Genomic DNA, 14673 nt, shown 5'->3' on the forward strand with positions numbered 1-14673 from the left:
ATGCGAGCACTTCACGTGGGTGGGGGATCCACCCGGGGCGCCATGACGGTGTTCCCCATCTGGGGCGAGTTCGCCCGTGTTCGGCCGCACGTCGCGGCCACCGACGCCGTCCGGATCGTCGAGGTCGGTGACGTCGGTTCGCTGCAGGTGCAGAACCTGGCCGAGCTGCCGGCGATCCTGTTCGAGGGCCAGGTCCTCGAGGGCGGCTGGCAGAACCGCATGGCCGCCCAGTCGTCCATCGTCGGGCCGCGCTCGACCGCATCGGTCGAGGTCGTCTGCGTCGAGGAGGGGCGCTGGGGCGGCGGTCGCGATCACCGGTGGGGCGGCCGCCGTGGCAGCGGCCGCGTCCGGTCGGCGCTGCGTCAGGAGGATCGTCAGGAGGTGGTCTGGAGCCGAGTCCGTGAGTACGAGGACGCACTCGGCACGACCGCCACCGCGTCGTTCACCGAGCACGCCGACCGCGAGGCAGGCCGAGTGGCTGACCTGGCCGACCACGTGCGCCAGCTGCCGGGCCAGATCGGCGTGCTCGTCGCGGTGTCCGGTCAGCCGCTGTTCGCCGAGGTCTTCGCCGACCACGACACGTTGGTCCGCGAGTTCGACGCCATCGTTCGCGCCGCAGGTCTTGACGCGATCGGACTGCCGGTGGTGGCGACGCCCTCGCGGCGCGCCCGTCGGTTCGTCGAGCGCGCGAGCCGGGTGGACGTCCAGCCGATCGGTGCTGCGGGTCTCGGCCGCGCGATCGCGGGGCGCAACCAGCACGTGCAGGTCTCAGGTCTCAGCTGGGACGGGGCCGATGCGCACCTGGTGCTGACCAACCCGCGGCACGAGCTGAACGCGGTGTCGGCATGAGCACCCCGAAGCTGACCGCGGCCCAGGTCGACCGCGCCTGTGGTGTGCTACTGGGTTCGGCCGTGGGCGACGCGCTCGGCGCTGGCTACGAGTTCACCTACCCGGGTCCCGACCTCGTCCCGGCGATGATCGGCGGCGGACTCGGAGGGTTCGAGCCGGGCGAGTGGACCGACGACACCGCTCAGGCGGTGGCGATCGCTCGCGTCGCGGCCTCCGGCGTCGACCTCCGGTCGACCGAGGCGCTCGACCAGATCGCCGACGGGTTCCTGGAGTGGTTCGTCGGCGGCCCCGCCGACGTCGGCATCCAGACGGCGGCCGTCCTGCGTCGAGCGCAGTCCGATCCCACGGGCGCGGGCATGACCGCCGCGGCAAGGTCGGTCCACGACGAGTCCGGCCGCAGCGCCGGGAACGGCTCGCTGATGCGCACCGGTCCGGTCGCCCTCGCCTACCTCGACGACCCCGACGGCCTCGTCGAGGCGGCAATGGCGGTCAGCGCGCTGACCCACTTCCAGGACCACGCGCAGGAAGCGTGCGCCCTCTGGTGCTTGATGATCCGACACGCCGTGCTGACGGGCGAGCTGCCGACGTTCGACGAGGTCGAGCCGTGGATGCCGAACGCCGAGGTCTGGCGGGAGCGCGTCGCCGAGGCCGAGTCCAGGGACCCGTCGGCGTTCACCCAGAACGGGTGGTCCGTCGGTGCGCTGCAGGCGGCGTGGTCGGCGATCACGCACACACCCGTCCCGTCGGACGACTTCGCGTGTGTGCATCTGCAGGACGCGCTGGGCGCGGCGATCCGTATCGGTCACGACACCGACACGGTCGCGGCGATCGCCGGGGCGCTGCTCGGCGCGCGCTGGGGCATGAGCGCGATCCCGGCCGACTGGCGGCGGGTGCTCCACGGCTGGCCCGGCCTCACCGGTCGCGAGCTCGAGCACCTCGCCGTGCTCATCGCGCGCGGCGGCGAGCCCGCGAAGTACAGGTGGCCGCTCGTCGACCACATCGACTACACGGGATACCAGTACGGGGCCGACTCGCTGGCCCGTCACCCGTTCGACGACGGAGTCTGGCTCGCCGGTGCCACGGCGCTCGACGAGATCCCCGACGACGTCGACGCCGTGGTGAGCCTGTGCCTCACCGGTCGCACGCAGGTGCCCGCAGGTCTGGAGCACATCGGGATCCGGCTCATGGACGAGTCCGATCCGTCGTACAACCCGAACCTCGACTTCGTGCTCGTCGACGTGGCCCGGACGGTCGCTCGCCTGCGCGACGAGGGCAAGGTTGTCCTGCTGCACTGCGTGGCCGCCCACTCCCGCACGCCGACCGGCGGCATCGCCTACGCGATGCTGCGCGGAATCCCGCTGGCCGAGGCGATGCCTGCCGTGTGTGGCGCCCTGCCCTTCGCCCGCCCGAACCGCGGGTTCCGCGAAGCTCTCGCCCGGCTGGAGACTCGCCGGTCGACAGGTCGACGCCCGTTCCTCCCGGAAGCAGAATGAGCACGTGCCGTTCCACGTCTATGTCATCGAGCTCGATCGCGAGGCTCTCGACGACCGTGACAGGCGCTGTGGGGAGGGTCGAGTCGTGTACGTGGGCTACACCTCGAAGGACCCAGTCGAGCGGCTGGCGCAGCACCAAGCGGTCGGCAAGCTGAGCGGAAGGGTCTTCCGACGCATGATCGATCCGACACGGTCGTCCTTGCTCGAAGACGTTCCCTATCCAGGACCCTTCGACTCGGCTGCCGAGGCGAGGCGCAACGAGCGTCGTAGCCACAACCGGCTCCTGTCCGACGGGTTCGTCGTCTTCGGAGACAAGGGACGCCGACGTTGACTGCCATCAATCGCCAGCGGGCGGCTAGTCTCGGCGGTCAAGCGCCCAGGCGATGGCTGCGGACACGGCAGGGTGGGCCAGGTAGGGGCCGATCTTGTGCTCATGCATCACCGCGGCTTTCGTCTGCCGAAAGGACGGCCTCCCCGGAAAGCGTTTGATGCGCACATCCACGACCGTGGGATAGCGGTCCTCCAAGCCGACGAATCCGGTCACCACGTCGCGAGTGTTGTGGATGTTCACCCATGAGTGAACCTGGTCGAACGGGAAGTGCTTCAGGGAGTTGAGGGTCTTGTCCCAGCTCCCGGCACCGAGCGGGGAGCCCACAGTGAGGAGAAGTCGCACCGACTGGTCGGGTCGAAGCCGAGTCAATAGATCAGCGGCCACGACCGAGCCGAGGCTGTACCCGATGACGATGAGGTCTCCCGAGCCGAGCTCATCGACCACCTTCCGACACACTCGCTCCCGCCGGTCGCGATACTGCTCTGCGGTTTTCTTGAACTTTGGAAGGTTGCCCCGCACGATTCTTGCCGCGGACCGCCGCGCCCTGTCCGGCACCAGGGCGCGCCGCGGTACTCGGCCGTGCGCGAAACCCTCGAGCGCGAGTCTCAGGTCCGACTGGTTCCGCTCGTACGCTCGGCGGGCAGTCGCGCTCGCGGGCTCCGGGGCTGCCCGCCGCGCTTGCCCGTCAGGAGCCTTTCGCAGCTCCTTGTGATAGCTGGGTGCCGCGAGGTTGTCGACCGTCCACGCACTCAGGCCGGCATCGCCGAGTGCGGCGTTGAGCGGGCCGAGCCAAGCCTTCCGCGACTTCGGACCCGATGTTCCGTGGATGAACACCAGACGGGGAAGCGGATGTTCGTTGTTAGCACTCATTCCGGTAGGCACCTCCAGAGCAATCATGGCAGGAATGTGGAGGGGTGTGAGCGAACGCGAAGCTGTGGATGCGATAGAGGTCGGACAGGGCGAGGCCGCGCTCTGTGCGCGGGGCGAGGGCGAGGACGGGGGCCTCAGCGTGCTGGAGGTCGGCGATGTCGCGGTCGGTGAGGTCATCGTCGGTCCAGATGATCGGGCGGCGTTCATGGGCGATCGACCGGTCGACGACCTCGGCCTTCCACCAGTCGTCGCTGTCGAACATGTCGTAGGCAAAGAAGTCGTCGAGACCGACGGCCGGCGCGAGCGACGTGCGGGCGTCTTGTGACCAGGTGGTCAGCCAGCGCACCTCGGCGAGTCCGGCGCGGTGGGTCATGTTGATGAAGTCGACGACATCGGGGGAATAGTGAATGGGCCACTCAATTCCCTCGGTCGTGGCCTTCGTGCGGGTCAGGTGCTCGGGCAGGTTCTTGCCGGCGGCGTTGACCACGCCGTCGACGTCGAGGAACCAGATCGGTGTGCTCATCGCTGATGCCGATGCGTGTCGATGTGGTCGACGAACGCAGCGAGGGAAGCCACGATCGGCTCCAGCGCAGGCACGACCAGCTGGAACGACTCGTCCATGTAGAGGTCGCGGCGCAGCTCGATCATGATCGCCTCGACCTCTCTGCTGAGCTCGTAGTGCCCCAGCGGCACGTAGCAGCCTGAGAACGGCGTGTTCAGTCCCTGTTCGAAGTCGGCGAACGCCTCGATGGCAGCAATCTCGAGGTCCACCGGCGTGTGGAACGGGTCGGTGCCGAGGCAGATCTCCGGTCGAGGGCCGTCGCCGTACAGCTCGTACGACAACGGGTCGAGAGGGAACGAGTGCAGGTCGACGATGGTGACCTGGCCCCACGCGGCACGGCGCTCTTCCACCAGGGTGGCGAACGCCTCGGCGTAGGGCGCGTAGAAGCGATCGACCAGCTCCGCCGCCACCTCGTCTGGACGGCGGCGCAGGACCTCGCCGCCCGACGTGGTGGCGTAGACGGCGCCCATGCCGACGGCGTTCATCTCCTCACGCTCGTCCGGAAAGCGCTCGGGGTCGATCACGAGCCGCGACAGGCGGTTGACGAACGACCAGGGACGAACGGGGGTGCGCTCCGACACGCGTGCCGCGATCACGTCGGTGAAGGCGTCGGTCATCGCGTCGAGCTCCCGCGCGAGTCCGGAGTCGGACAGCGCGAGGCCCGCGCGCACGTCGTCGGGGATCGCGCGCGATGCGTGAGGGACGTGGATGATCACCGGTGAGGCGGCGTCGCCCGGGATCACCTCGAAGGCGGGCGCGCTGGCGTCGGCTTCGCCTCGGTCGCTCGTTCCTCGCTCCCTCACGGTCGGCCGCGCGCGGCCTCCCTGGCGAGCAGGTTCGGCAGAGGAGTCCGTCACTGCGGCCGCCTGCGGTCGCGGCGTCGAGAGGAGGCGACGTTGGCGACGTACAGCGCCTTCGAGGTGCGGTTGGCGCCCACGTCGCCGAAGCGGTCCAGCTGCTCGATCGCCGCGGTGATCAGGTCGATCTCGTTGGCGAACTCGTAGCGCCGGTCGAGCGGGATCGTGTCCCACTCGGTGCGAAGCAGCGCGATGGCGCGATCGAACCGGCGCCGGCCGGCAGGCACGTCGCCGGATTGCAGGGCGTCGGCGGCCCGACGCTTGAGACGCTGCACCCGCTGGAACAGCACCTCGGAGGTCACCTCGCGGTCGAACCGTCCCGGCTTGTCGCCGGGTGCGGCCACCTGGGCCCACACGGTCTGTGAGGTCGACTGGTCGCTGAGGTCGTCGGCCAGCGTCCACGCGAGCCGCAGGGTGCCCACCTTGCGGCGCCCCGGTTTGGAGGCCCGCTTGGGCGTGAACTGCAGAACCAGGCTGCGGGTCTGCTCCGGCGCGAGGTTCCCGAGCTCGATCGACACGCCGCCCTCGACCGGGCGGGTCGTGGCGTCGTTCAGCACCGAGACCGCCTTGACGCCGTTGCCGCACGTCACGGTGAGCCGGCACTGCAGGTAGCGCTGGCCCAGCAGCTCGCCGCACTCCGAGCCGATCGCGCCGGCGGCCGTGTCGGCCTCCTCGGCGAAGTGATGGTTGCCGGCACCCTCGCGGGCGATGGTCTCGAGCAGCGACTCGTCGTAGCCCAGACCCATGCCGAGCGTGGACGTGGTGATGCGCTGCTGGACGAACTCGCCGGTGCGGCCACCGAGCACGTCAGCGTCGGTCACCCCCTGGTTGGCGTGCCCGTCGCTGATCAGCAGGACCCGCACGCCCTCGGTCGCCTCGAGCCGCCGCGCCTCCTTGAGGCCCCGCAGCAGCCCCGCCCCGAGATCGGTGCTGCCGCGGGCCTCCACGCCGTCGATGGCGCGCTTGATGCCATCGCGGTCGCTGACCGGTCCGGCCGGCACCACCACGTCGACGTCGTTGTCGAACGTGACGAGGCCGAAGGTGTCGCCGGGGGAGAGGCGGTCGACCACGTCGCGCAGGGCGCGCTTGGCGTGGGCGAGACGCCCGCCGCCCATCGATCCGCTGCGGTCGAGGACCACCACGAGGTTCGTGGGAGTGGTGCGCTTCCGGTCGGGGAGCGACGGTGCGACGACCTCGACCAGCAGGGATGCGCGGTCGGAGGAGGTGAGGTCCCGGGAGAACCAGTGATAACGGCCCCGGTCGAGACGAGTGTTGAGTTCCATTCTCGGCTCCTTTCGTCTAGGCTTGTGCAAGCAGCATAATGCATACTGCATAGATTATGCAAGGAGCAGTGGTGACGACTCTTCCCCCGTTCGCCCGGGTCATCAAGGAGCAACGCGAGCGGCGCGGCCTGTCCAGAGCCCAGCTGGCGGAGGCGTCCGAGCTGTCGTACCCGTACATCTCCCAGCTGGAGACGGGTCTGCGCAAGCCCTCGCGATCGGCGGCGAACGCCATCGCCGGAGCCCTGGGGCTCGAGCTCGAGGACTTGGAGCGCACCATCCCGGCAGACCTCAAGGACAGTCAACAAGTGCTGAAAGCAGAGCAGTATTCAGAACAGCTGCTGTCCGGAGGTCCACTCTCGATGCCGCCGGCCGGCTCGTCCTCGCGTGTCGTGGCCGGATCCGGGCCGGGCTCGCGCGACGACCTCATCGGCGACATGATCGACCTGCTCGAGGAGTTCGACGCCGACGAACGTCTCGACGTCCTGGCCGAGGTTCAGAAGCGTGCGATGCAGCGCATGATGGATCAGAATCGGCGCGCTGGCGACTGAGCAGATATTAGCCAGATGCATAAAAATGTCACACGTGCTCTCTAGCGTCGAGATCGTCAGGTCGTCGACGAAGGGAGCAAGGTCATGGTCAGCTACGAGGAGAAGGTCGTCGACGACTCCGTCGCGACCGCATGGTTGCGGATGCGTGTGCGCCTGGCCGACCACCTGGCCGACATGGACGAAGGAGACGTGCTGCGGCTCGGAGTGAGTGGCGCAGACGCGCAGGACGCCACGGTGTTGTTCCGAGCGGAGCGGTCCGGGCGCTACGTCGCAACGTGGCGGTGGGCCGACCGCTTCACCTCCGACGGTTCGGCGTCGCGCCACGAGCCGATTCACTTCCACCGGAAGAAGATCGACGCGTACGTCCGTCGGGTGGCCGAGCAGCTGATGGCCGCCGGGGCCCAGCACCCGTCGTTCGTCGAGGTGCTCGAGGGCGACGTGGTGCTGGTCGACCCGCCGACCGCCGTCGTCAGCCGGCCATCCGGCGCGGTGCCGGACCTCCCCGAGTCGGTCATGCCGGGATCGCACGAGGAGCTCGCCGAGTGGGTACGACGGGTGGTGGAACGTCAACTCGGTCGTGACCCCCGGATCAGCCGCGACGGGTCCATCGGCATCTCCCGTGAAGACGACTCGCTGCGCATTGTCATCAGCCGCAGTCGGCAGATCATCGAGGTCTGGGCGGTGGTGGCTCGCGACGTCGACATCCGCAAGGCGCGCAAGGTCGTCGCCAAGCTGGGCGCTCGCCTGCACTTCTTCTCGTTCTCGGTCCAGGGCGACCGTGTCATCGTGAGCACCACGGTCAACGCAGGCCCGTTTTGTCCCGACCACCTCGACCGAGCGATCGACTCGACCTTCGGCTACCTCGCCGACGGTGCAGACCGGGTCCGCGCCAAGGTTCAGCGTGCCCCCAGGGCCGAGCTGCCGCCGCGTGACCCGGCGACGGACAACCAGGTCGACTCCGACCTCCTGCTGGTCTTCGCCGCGGGCGGTCGAGCGGCGATGGTCCAGCTGGCGCGTCATCTCGCCGCGGACTCGCCTCGGACGTTGACCCAGTGGCGTCGTGCGGCCGCCGCCCACGCGAACGCGGCACGTGCGGGCGTGGCGTCCGCGACGGGAGCCAGGCAACAAGCCCTGATCGACCACGTCGTCGCGTGGCGTGACGTCGCGGAGGCGCTGACCGACGCGGGGTCGGCGATCATCCACGAGCGAACGGCAGACGCTCCGGCCGATGAACGTCGCGACGACCCGGCGGCCTGAAAGGATCTGCGACATGTCGACGCCGATGTTGTGGCCAGAAGAGCCCAAGTTCGCAAGCGGAGCCGAGCAGCGCGTGTGGAAGGCGCTGAAGGACGGCCTGGGCGAGAACGACCTGCTGATCGCCAACCAGCGGTTCACCGACACCCGACGCGACTATGAGCTCGACATCGCCGTCGTGTTCGACGGGCTCGGCGTGGTCGTGCTCGAGATCAAGGGGGGTCAGGTCTGGGTGGAGAACGGGCACTGGTTCCAGCGACTCCCCGAAGGGCCGAAGCGCCGCGACCCCGTCGCCCAGGCCATGACGGCCAAGCACGTGCTGAAGCGCTGGGTCGAGGACTCGATGGCGTGGGCGGGCAAGCGGCCCATCGCTTGGGTGCACGGCATCGTGCTGCCCAACACGCGGCTCGAGCCGCAGTTCGACATGCCCGACTGCCACCGGTGGATGGCCGTCGACCGCGACGACATGGCCGACATCGTCAGCCGGGTCAAGAACATGCTGCTGCTGCAGGAGCGCCAGGAGCGTGCGTGCGACACGTCGGACATTGTGGCGATCCACGAGGCGCTGCAGGGCCGTTTCCTCCCGCAGCGCCAGTCGCTGCTGCCGTCGGACGACGTGGCCGACCGCGTCGCCGAGCACGACGAGATCATCGAGCGACTCAGCCTCGAGCAGTCGCGCATCCTGGACTTCATCGCGCATGTCGACCAGGTCGAGATCCGCGGGGGAGCGGGCAGCGGCAAGACCTGGCTGGCCGTCGAGCAGGCGCGACGGCTGGCTCGCGACGGCAAGCGCGTCGCGCTGATGAGCTACTCGCGCGGACTCGCGGAGTGGATGAAGCGGCGCCTGGGCACCTTCGAGGCGAGCGACCACCCGGCCTACGTGGGCACCTTCCACGGACTCGGCGAGCAGTGGGGAGCGCCGGCCGGCGAGAACGACGACTCCGACTTCTGGGAGAACCAGCTGCCGCGCGAGATGCTCGACCGGGTGCGCGAGCAGGAATGGGGGGACCTCTTCGACGCCATCGTCATCGACGAGGCGCAGGACTTCGCGGACTCGTGGTGGCCGGTGGTGCTCGAGGCGCTGAAGTTCGAGGACGGCGGCCTGTACGTGTTCACCGACGAGGGGCAGCGCATCTTCTCGCGCTTCGGCGACTCGCCCGCGGGCCTGGTGCCGCTCATCCTCGACCGCAACCTGCGCAACACGCGCCAGATCTCGCGTGCGTTCACGCCGATGGCGCCCAACCGGCTGCGGGTGAGCGACCACGAGGGCGAGGAGGTGCAGCTCGTCGAGTGCCCGCACGGCGACGCTCTCGACCACGCCGACGACATGGTCGACCAGCTGATCGACCAGGGCTGGCAGCCGTCGGACATCGCCGTGCTGACCACGGGGAGCCGTCACCCCGAGCACAAGGCCCGCTACGACACGCTCGGCTGGCACGGCTACTGGGACTCGTTCTGGGACGACGATCAGGTCTTCTACGGCACCGTCCTCGGCTTCAAGGGGCTCGAGCGGCCGGCGATCATCCTGGCGGTCAACGAGAAGCCGGGCCAGGACCGCGCCACCGAACGTCTCTACACCGGCCTCTCCCGTGCCCGCGACCTGCTCGTCGTGTGCGGAGATCCGCAGCACATCGAGACCGTCGGCGGGCCGAAGGTGCTGCAGCGGCTTCGTGGGTAGAAATGATGATTGAGCCGTGGGTGGTCGATCGCGTTGCTGCGACGACCGATACTGACCATGCGGTGGCGCGAGAGTGGCTTGAAGCCTTCAAGACAGTCACCGATGAACACGTTTGCGACGATCGGTTCGTGGTCGCTCCGCCGTTGGTGATCGGCGATCTGCGGCATCCGGTCTGGGCTCGACTCAAGTTTCTCCTCAACGACGCGAAGTGGGAGTCTCCCGAGGGACTCGTCGACCTTGCCCCACCGGACCTCGCCACGGCGCTGAGCCTGCCATTGGAGGTGGTCGATCAGTACCCCGTGTCGGGGACATTCGCCATCCTCGCGGGAGCCATCGACCGGATGGGCGCAAGCGAGGAGGACGCGGAATGGTCGTTGAGCCTGCTCGATGCCTGGCTCGAGACCTATCTGAAGCACGACGGGACGCTACGTCGCTACGACGTCGACCCGATCGGTCTGGAATCGAATCTGGAGGACTGGCTCACCCAGAACATCCACCTGCTGGCCGAGCACGGGCATCCGGTGCGGCTCGCCTCGGTCGAGAAGGACGGGGTCAAGCCGCGTCAGTTCGCCGTTCGACGAAACCTCCGCGCCGACGTCATTTGCCGCTACGACGCGTCCACTCCGTGGGCGTCGGCGGGGGACTGGCTCGTGATCGAGCTGAAGGCCACGGCCGCGAACTCGCTGGCCTGCGAGCAGGTCGCTCGTTACGTCAACTTCCTGGTGCCGCAGGTGGATGGAGCCGTTCACGGCATGGTGATCGCGGACGGCAGCTCCATCGGTCTTCAGCGTGCGCTCCGCGAGCGGAACTTCGACTACCTGCCGGTCGATGCGCTTGGCTATCGACAGCACCTGTCGGTGTCGGGCAGAGCTCCATCGAGCGCCGACCCGAACGAATCGACCTTCCGGCCCGCCACGGAATTGGCCGAGTTCTAGAGGCTCGCTCGCCACGCGCGCCTGCACCCACCCCTGGCGCGCTGATCAGTCGCAGGTGTCGCAGATGCCTGAGGCGGGCAGCTGCATGAAGCACGTCGGGCAGATGGCGGCCGCGGGTCGCTCCACCTTGGCTGGTCGAGCTGCCCGGGGAGTGCCGCTACCCGCCGCGCGGACACGAGCAGGCTTGCGCAAGCGCTGGGGCTGTCCGCCATCGTCGGGCAGGTCGGTCGCGTAGCGGCGGTAGCACTCGAGACGGTCCTCGGCGGCACGTTGCTCGACGTCCTGGACGGCTCCGCCAGTCGTTGCCGACACGGCGCGCAGATAGGCGTCGCCGACGCTGCCGTCGGCGCGCACGCAGAGTGACGTCAAAGGAGGTTCACCGGCACGGTGCGCCTGGATCGCGATCAGGTCGAGCATCTTGCCGATCCAGTTCATCTGCGACGCGCTCGTGCGACGGCCCGACTCGGCCTGCACGTGCTCGCCGATCTGCTGGTACGTGACCACCGCGCCGTAGGTGCCGGCCGTCTCGAGCAGCTCGCGGTACGCCACGGGAGTCCACGACTTCAACAACTGGTCCGTCTGGGTCGTCACCTCAGGCATGCTACGCCGGGCTTCCGGGCGCCGACCGAAAGGCTCGATCTCGACTGGAATCTCAAGCCGAAGTGTCAGTGCCGGTCCGTAGATTCAGGTCATGGAGTCCTTCGACCTGTACACGTGGCGCGATCCACGCGCCTGCACCCCCGAACAGTTCGGTGGGCCACTCCCCGTCGAGATCCACGCAGCCTCGGCCGACGACCTCGTCGATGTCTGCCGGGAGATCGGATCTCATACGCTGCTCGATCAACCGTTGGTCGAGCCGAGGCTCGCTTGGGCCGAACCCTATGCACTCGTCCAGCTCGCCCCGGACTTCGAGAGAGGGGTGATCGACGTCGTCGCCAACGGACACACGATCACGGTCGGCGCGCGTCCCGTGCGTCCGATCGAGGTAGGTCGTGCGATCTTCGGGGTGCTCGGAAGCAAGCCCGCGGGGCCCGGGGAGATGCTCGAACTACATCACCACTTCTGCGGCACGGCCAGGGTCCAGCTGCGCATGAACTACGTCGATGCAGGTGATCACCCGCTGTCCGGAAGCGCCGCGACGCAGGACGAGGCCGACGGGAGCCTTGATGAGTAGCGTCCTGCCAGAGGGCGCTCGATCCACCGGCTCGACGTCGTTGGCGACACCTTCGAGGGCGGCCCGCCCGCCGATCACCTCTCGCAGACGCGATGAGGTGATCGGCGCGGAGACTCAGAACGTGTCGTTGATCGTGATGGTGTCGTAGTCCTTCGGCAGGTCATCGGCGGTCAGACAGTCCACCTTCGTGGTCTGGCCGACCGGGATCTGCTCCGTGGTGCAGTCGACCAACGCGAGAACCTCGTTGCCCTTGAGGAACTTGAGCTCGACCAGCGCGCCGTCCTTCTCGTCGCGGTTGTTGGTGACCTTGAGTCCGGTCACGTCGATGCCACCGAACTCGCCGGCCTTGACCTTCCAGCCAGCTGCGTAGTCGAAGCCGGAAACTGTGAAGGCCTCACCTTCGGTGATCGTCAGCGGGTTGTCCGGGCCGCCCGGCTCGCGGTCCGCCTGTTCAGCGTCGCTGATCGACTCATCGATCGAGTTGCTGATCTCGGTGGCGGCTCCGCCGACCAATGCCAGGCAGCCTCCGATGAACAGGACGCCTACGGCGATGGTGCCCAGCAGGATGTTGCGCAACGTGTGGCTCTTCTTGGCCGGTGCGGCCGGTCCCTGGGTGTGCTCGGTCCACTGGTTCCCGTCCCAGAAACGCATCGTCCCGGTGTTGTCGGGATAGAAGCCGGCCGGCTGGTTGGATCCGGTGGGCGGCTGCTGCTCGGTCATGTGAGTCCCCTCGTCATGGGGCGACCCCCTGCCGCCCCGCGTCGAGAAGCATCGACCGGATGTCTGGTGAATCCGGCCGAATCCGCGGCATCTGGCTCCACCGAGCCAGACACGCCACCCCATCGAGCCCTCGGCCGACCGGCGATCGATGAGGGGTCAGCGGTCGGTCGACAGCGCAGCCGGCCAGAAGGCGGTGCTCCGCCGTTCGCTCACCTCGGTGCTGCCGGGTGGGTCGGCGGGGGTGGGGCCACGATGTATCCGTCCTCAAGGGATCCGTACACCTGCAGCGCCGATCGGCGGTGGTGCCACAGCCACGCCAGGTGGGCGCACAGGATCGCGTCGATCTCGTCCTCGATGCGGGTCAGGTCGCCGCGAGCGGGGGAGTCGACGACGGTGGCCAGCTCGCGCCAGCGGTCGCTCTCGGGCAGACGCAGCTCGCGGATGGTCTCGAAGTGGTGCACCAGCTGCCGGAACCCGGCGGCGCGGTCTGGGCCCTTCTTGTAGAGGATGCGCTCCCCGAGGCCGAACAGACCGACCATGGCCGGGTGCGGGTAGACCTCGAGGCACTGGGGGTGGTCGGCGGTGGCGAGGTGGTCGGGGTCAGGGGACCAGCCGAAGCGAGCGGCCAGGGTCTCCGCCCGGGGTGGGTTCATCCACGGCATGGAGCGGTTGGACGAGTGCGGTCCGGCGCGGTAGCGGCCGAAGGCCCGGGCGATCTCGTTCTCGCCGGACCGGCGGCCGGTCTGGTTGGGGACGACGAGGGGTGCGTCGATGCCGACGACGACCGGTGCTCCCGGGAGGTCGTCGAGCCAGGCCGCGATGTCGTCGTCCGACCTGGCGACGGCTGAGCGGATGAGCCGCCCGGTGGCGTCTGTGGCCGCCAGCCCCGTGCGGTTCCGCGCCGCCCACGCCAGGTCGATGCCGACGAACAGCGGCGCGGTGGGCATGGGGTGAGGGTAGTGGGCTGGTTTGTCGAGATTGGTGTGGTTCGCCTCGGCCTTCGGCCTCACAGTCGCTGCGCTCCTTGGCGAACGGGTTGTTCGCCGTTCGTCGCTAGGGGAGCTGTCCGGGTGTGGTTCGCCTCGGCCTTCGGCCTCACGGTCGCTTCGCTCCCTGGCGAACGGGTTGTGTGGTGCGCCTCGGCCTTCGGCCTCACGGTCGCTTCGCTCCCTGGCGAACTGGGGTGGCCGAAACGTGGTCTGCGCGGGACGATCGGGGGATGCGTACTGATGTGGAGATTCCCAGTCATGGCGAGCGGCTCGGGGCGTGGCACTACACGGCCGAGTCCGACGGCCTCGAAGGGCCCACGGGCCGGCCGTGCGTGGTCATGGCGCACGGGTTTGGTGCCACGCGTGACGCCGGTCTGACCCCGTTCGCCGAGAAGTTCGCCGCCGCGGGCGCCGACGTGCTGGTGTTCGACTACCGCGGCTTCGGCACCTCCACCGGAGCCACGCGCCAGAGCGTCGACCACCGTGCGCACCGCGCCGACTACCGATCGGCCATCGACTTCGCGCGCCGGCTCGAGGGCGTCGACCCCGACCGCATCGTCGCCTGGGGCAGCTCGTACTCCGGTGGACACGTCATCTCCGTGGCGGCCGGGGACCCGCGCCTGGCGGGCGTCATCTCGCAGGGCGCCGCGATGGACGGGCTGCGCGCCGTATTCCAGATCCTCGACTACGCCGGACCGGGCCAGCTGCTCAAGCTGACGGGGAACGCCCTGCGCGACGTCGGGCACATGGTCACCCGTCGCACCCCGCACATGATCCCGATCGTGGGCCCCCCGGGCAGCACGGCCACGATCACCTCCGACGACGGCGAGTCCGGCTACAGCAAGATCATGGGCCCGACGTTCCGCAACGAGATGCGGGCGCGCGGCATCCTGCCGATCATGGTCAACCGTCCGGTGTCGGCGGCCAAGAAGCTGAAGATGCCCGTGATGCTCGTGGTCGCCGCGCAGGACAGCATCGCGCCAGTGGCAGCGGTGGAGAAGGTCGCGCAGAAGGTCAAGGGCCCGGTGCAGGTCGAGCGGTTCGACGTCGGCCACTTCGACATCTACGAGGGCGAGACCTTCGACAAGTCCAGCGAGGCGCAGGTGGAGTTCCTGCGCTCGCTGTAGGGC

Annotated in this window: 15 protein-coding genes; 8 read left to right on the top strand and 7 right to left on the bottom strand. The window is 68.8% G+C overall.

Annotation, left to right across the window (positions count from 1 at the left end):
* Positions 1-849, top strand: coding sequence for an ARPP-1 family domain-containing protein (locus tag AC0L5F_RS00300; RefSeq protein WP_473314611.1), 849 nt, complete (start codon positions 1-3; stop codon positions 847-849).
* On the top strand, positions 846-2342 hold the full coding sequence (locus AC0L5F_RS00305) for an ADP-ribosylglycohydrolase family protein (RefSeq protein WP_473314612.1): 1497 nt from the start codon (positions 846-848) through the stop codon (positions 2340-2342). The genes AC0L5F_RS00300 and AC0L5F_RS00305 overlap by 4 nt, the downstream gene beginning before the upstream one ends.
* A 355-nt stretch (positions 2343-2697) precedes the next feature.
* Here the strand turns inward: AC0L5F_RS00305 and AC0L5F_RS00310 are convergent, their stop codons facing one another.
* Genes AC0L5F_RS00310 through AC0L5F_RS00325 form a run of 4 tightly spaced genes read right to left on the bottom strand, consistent with a single transcriptional unit; the run spans position 2698 to position 6245 of the window.
* Positions 2698-3570, bottom strand: a complete 873-nt coding sequence (locus AC0L5F_RS00310; RefSeq protein WP_473314613.1) for a hypothetical protein — start codon at positions 3568-3570, stop codon at positions 2698-2700.
* Positions 3533-4066: a hypothetical protein gene (locus AC0L5F_RS00315; protein WP_473314614.1), complete on the bottom strand. Its 534-nt coding sequence runs from the start codon at positions 4064-4066 to the stop codon at positions 3533-3535. The genes AC0L5F_RS00310 and AC0L5F_RS00315 overlap by 38 nt, the downstream gene beginning before the upstream one ends.
* A complete protein-coding gene (locus tag AC0L5F_RS00320; protein WP_473314615.1) occupies positions 4063-4908 on the bottom strand; it encodes an N-formylglutamate amidohydrolase in 846 nt (281 codons plus the stop codon). The genes AC0L5F_RS00315 and AC0L5F_RS00320 overlap by 4 nt, the downstream gene beginning before the upstream one ends.
* A gap of 50 nt (positions 4909-4958) precedes the next feature.
* Positions 4959-6245 carry a vWA domain-containing protein gene (locus AC0L5F_RS00325; RefSeq protein ID WP_473314616.1) on the bottom strand — a complete coding sequence of 429 codons (1287 nt, stop codon included), beginning with the start codon at positions 6243-6245 and terminating at the stop codon, positions 4959-4961.
* Between the two features lie 71 nt (positions 6246-6316).
* Between AC0L5F_RS00325 and AC0L5F_RS00330 the strand changes: the two genes are divergently transcribed.
* The 4 genes from AC0L5F_RS00330 (at position 6317) to AC0L5F_RS00345 (ending at position 10660) form a co-directional block, all read left to right on the top strand.
* Positions 6317-6793: a helix-turn-helix domain-containing protein gene (locus AC0L5F_RS00330; protein WP_473314617.1), complete on the top strand. Its 477-nt coding sequence runs from the start codon at positions 6317-6319 to the stop codon at positions 6791-6793.
* Between the two features lie 84 nt (positions 6794-6877).
* Positions 6878-8050, top strand: a complete 1173-nt coding sequence (locus AC0L5F_RS00335) for a T3SS (YopN, CesT) and YbjN peptide-binding chaperone 1 (RefSeq protein ID WP_473314618.1) — start codon at positions 6878-6880, stop codon at positions 8048-8050.
* Between the two features lie 13 nt (positions 8051-8063).
* Complete coding sequence (locus AC0L5F_RS00340; RefSeq protein ID WP_473314619.1) at positions 8064-9725, top strand: NERD domain-containing protein; 1662 nt, start codon at positions 8064-8066, stop codon at positions 9723-9725.
* A 2-nt stretch (positions 9726-9727) separates the two neighbouring features.
* Positions 9728-10660: a PDDEXK family nuclease gene (locus tag AC0L5F_RS00345; protein WP_473314620.1), complete on the top strand. Its 933-nt coding sequence runs from the start codon at positions 9728-9730 to the stop codon at positions 10658-10660.
* A gap of 45 nt (positions 10661-10705) precedes the next feature.
* Here AC0L5F_RS00345 and AC0L5F_RS00350 read toward each other — a convergent pair whose 3' ends face one another.
* Entirely contained in the window at positions 10706-11251 is a 546-nt protein-coding gene (locus AC0L5F_RS00350; RefSeq protein ID WP_473314621.1) for a hypothetical protein, read from the bottom strand.
* A 100-nt stretch (positions 11252-11351) separates the two neighbouring features.
* Between AC0L5F_RS00350 and AC0L5F_RS00355 the strand changes: the two genes are divergently transcribed.
* On the top strand, positions 11352-11834 hold the full coding sequence (locus tag AC0L5F_RS00355) for a hypothetical protein (RefSeq protein ID WP_473314622.1): 483 nt from the start codon (positions 11352-11354) through the stop codon (positions 11832-11834).
* Between the two features lie 114 nt (positions 11835-11948).
* Here the strand turns inward: AC0L5F_RS00355 and AC0L5F_RS00360 are convergent, their stop codons facing one another.
* Complete coding sequence (locus AC0L5F_RS00360; RefSeq protein WP_473314623.1) at positions 11949-12554, bottom strand: DUF2510 domain-containing protein; 606 nt, start codon at positions 12552-12554, stop codon at positions 11949-11951.
* A 209-nt stretch (positions 12555-12763) separates the two neighbouring features.
* Positions 12764-13501, bottom strand: coding sequence for a DUF429 domain-containing protein (locus tag AC0L5F_RS00365; protein ID WP_473314624.1), 738 nt, complete (start codon positions 13499-13501; stop codon positions 12764-12766).
* 272 nt (positions 13502-13773) lie between these two features.
* Here AC0L5F_RS00365 and AC0L5F_RS00370 point away from each other — a divergent pair, with 272 nt between their 5' ends.
* Positions 13774-14670: an alpha/beta hydrolase gene (locus AC0L5F_RS00370; RefSeq protein ID WP_473314625.1), complete on the top strand. Its 897-nt coding sequence runs from the start codon at positions 13774-13776 to the stop codon at positions 14668-14670.
* The last annotated feature ends 3 nt before the right edge of the window (positions 14671-14673 follow it).

The organism is Aeromicrobium sp. 10G20-16, assembly GCF_055809665.1.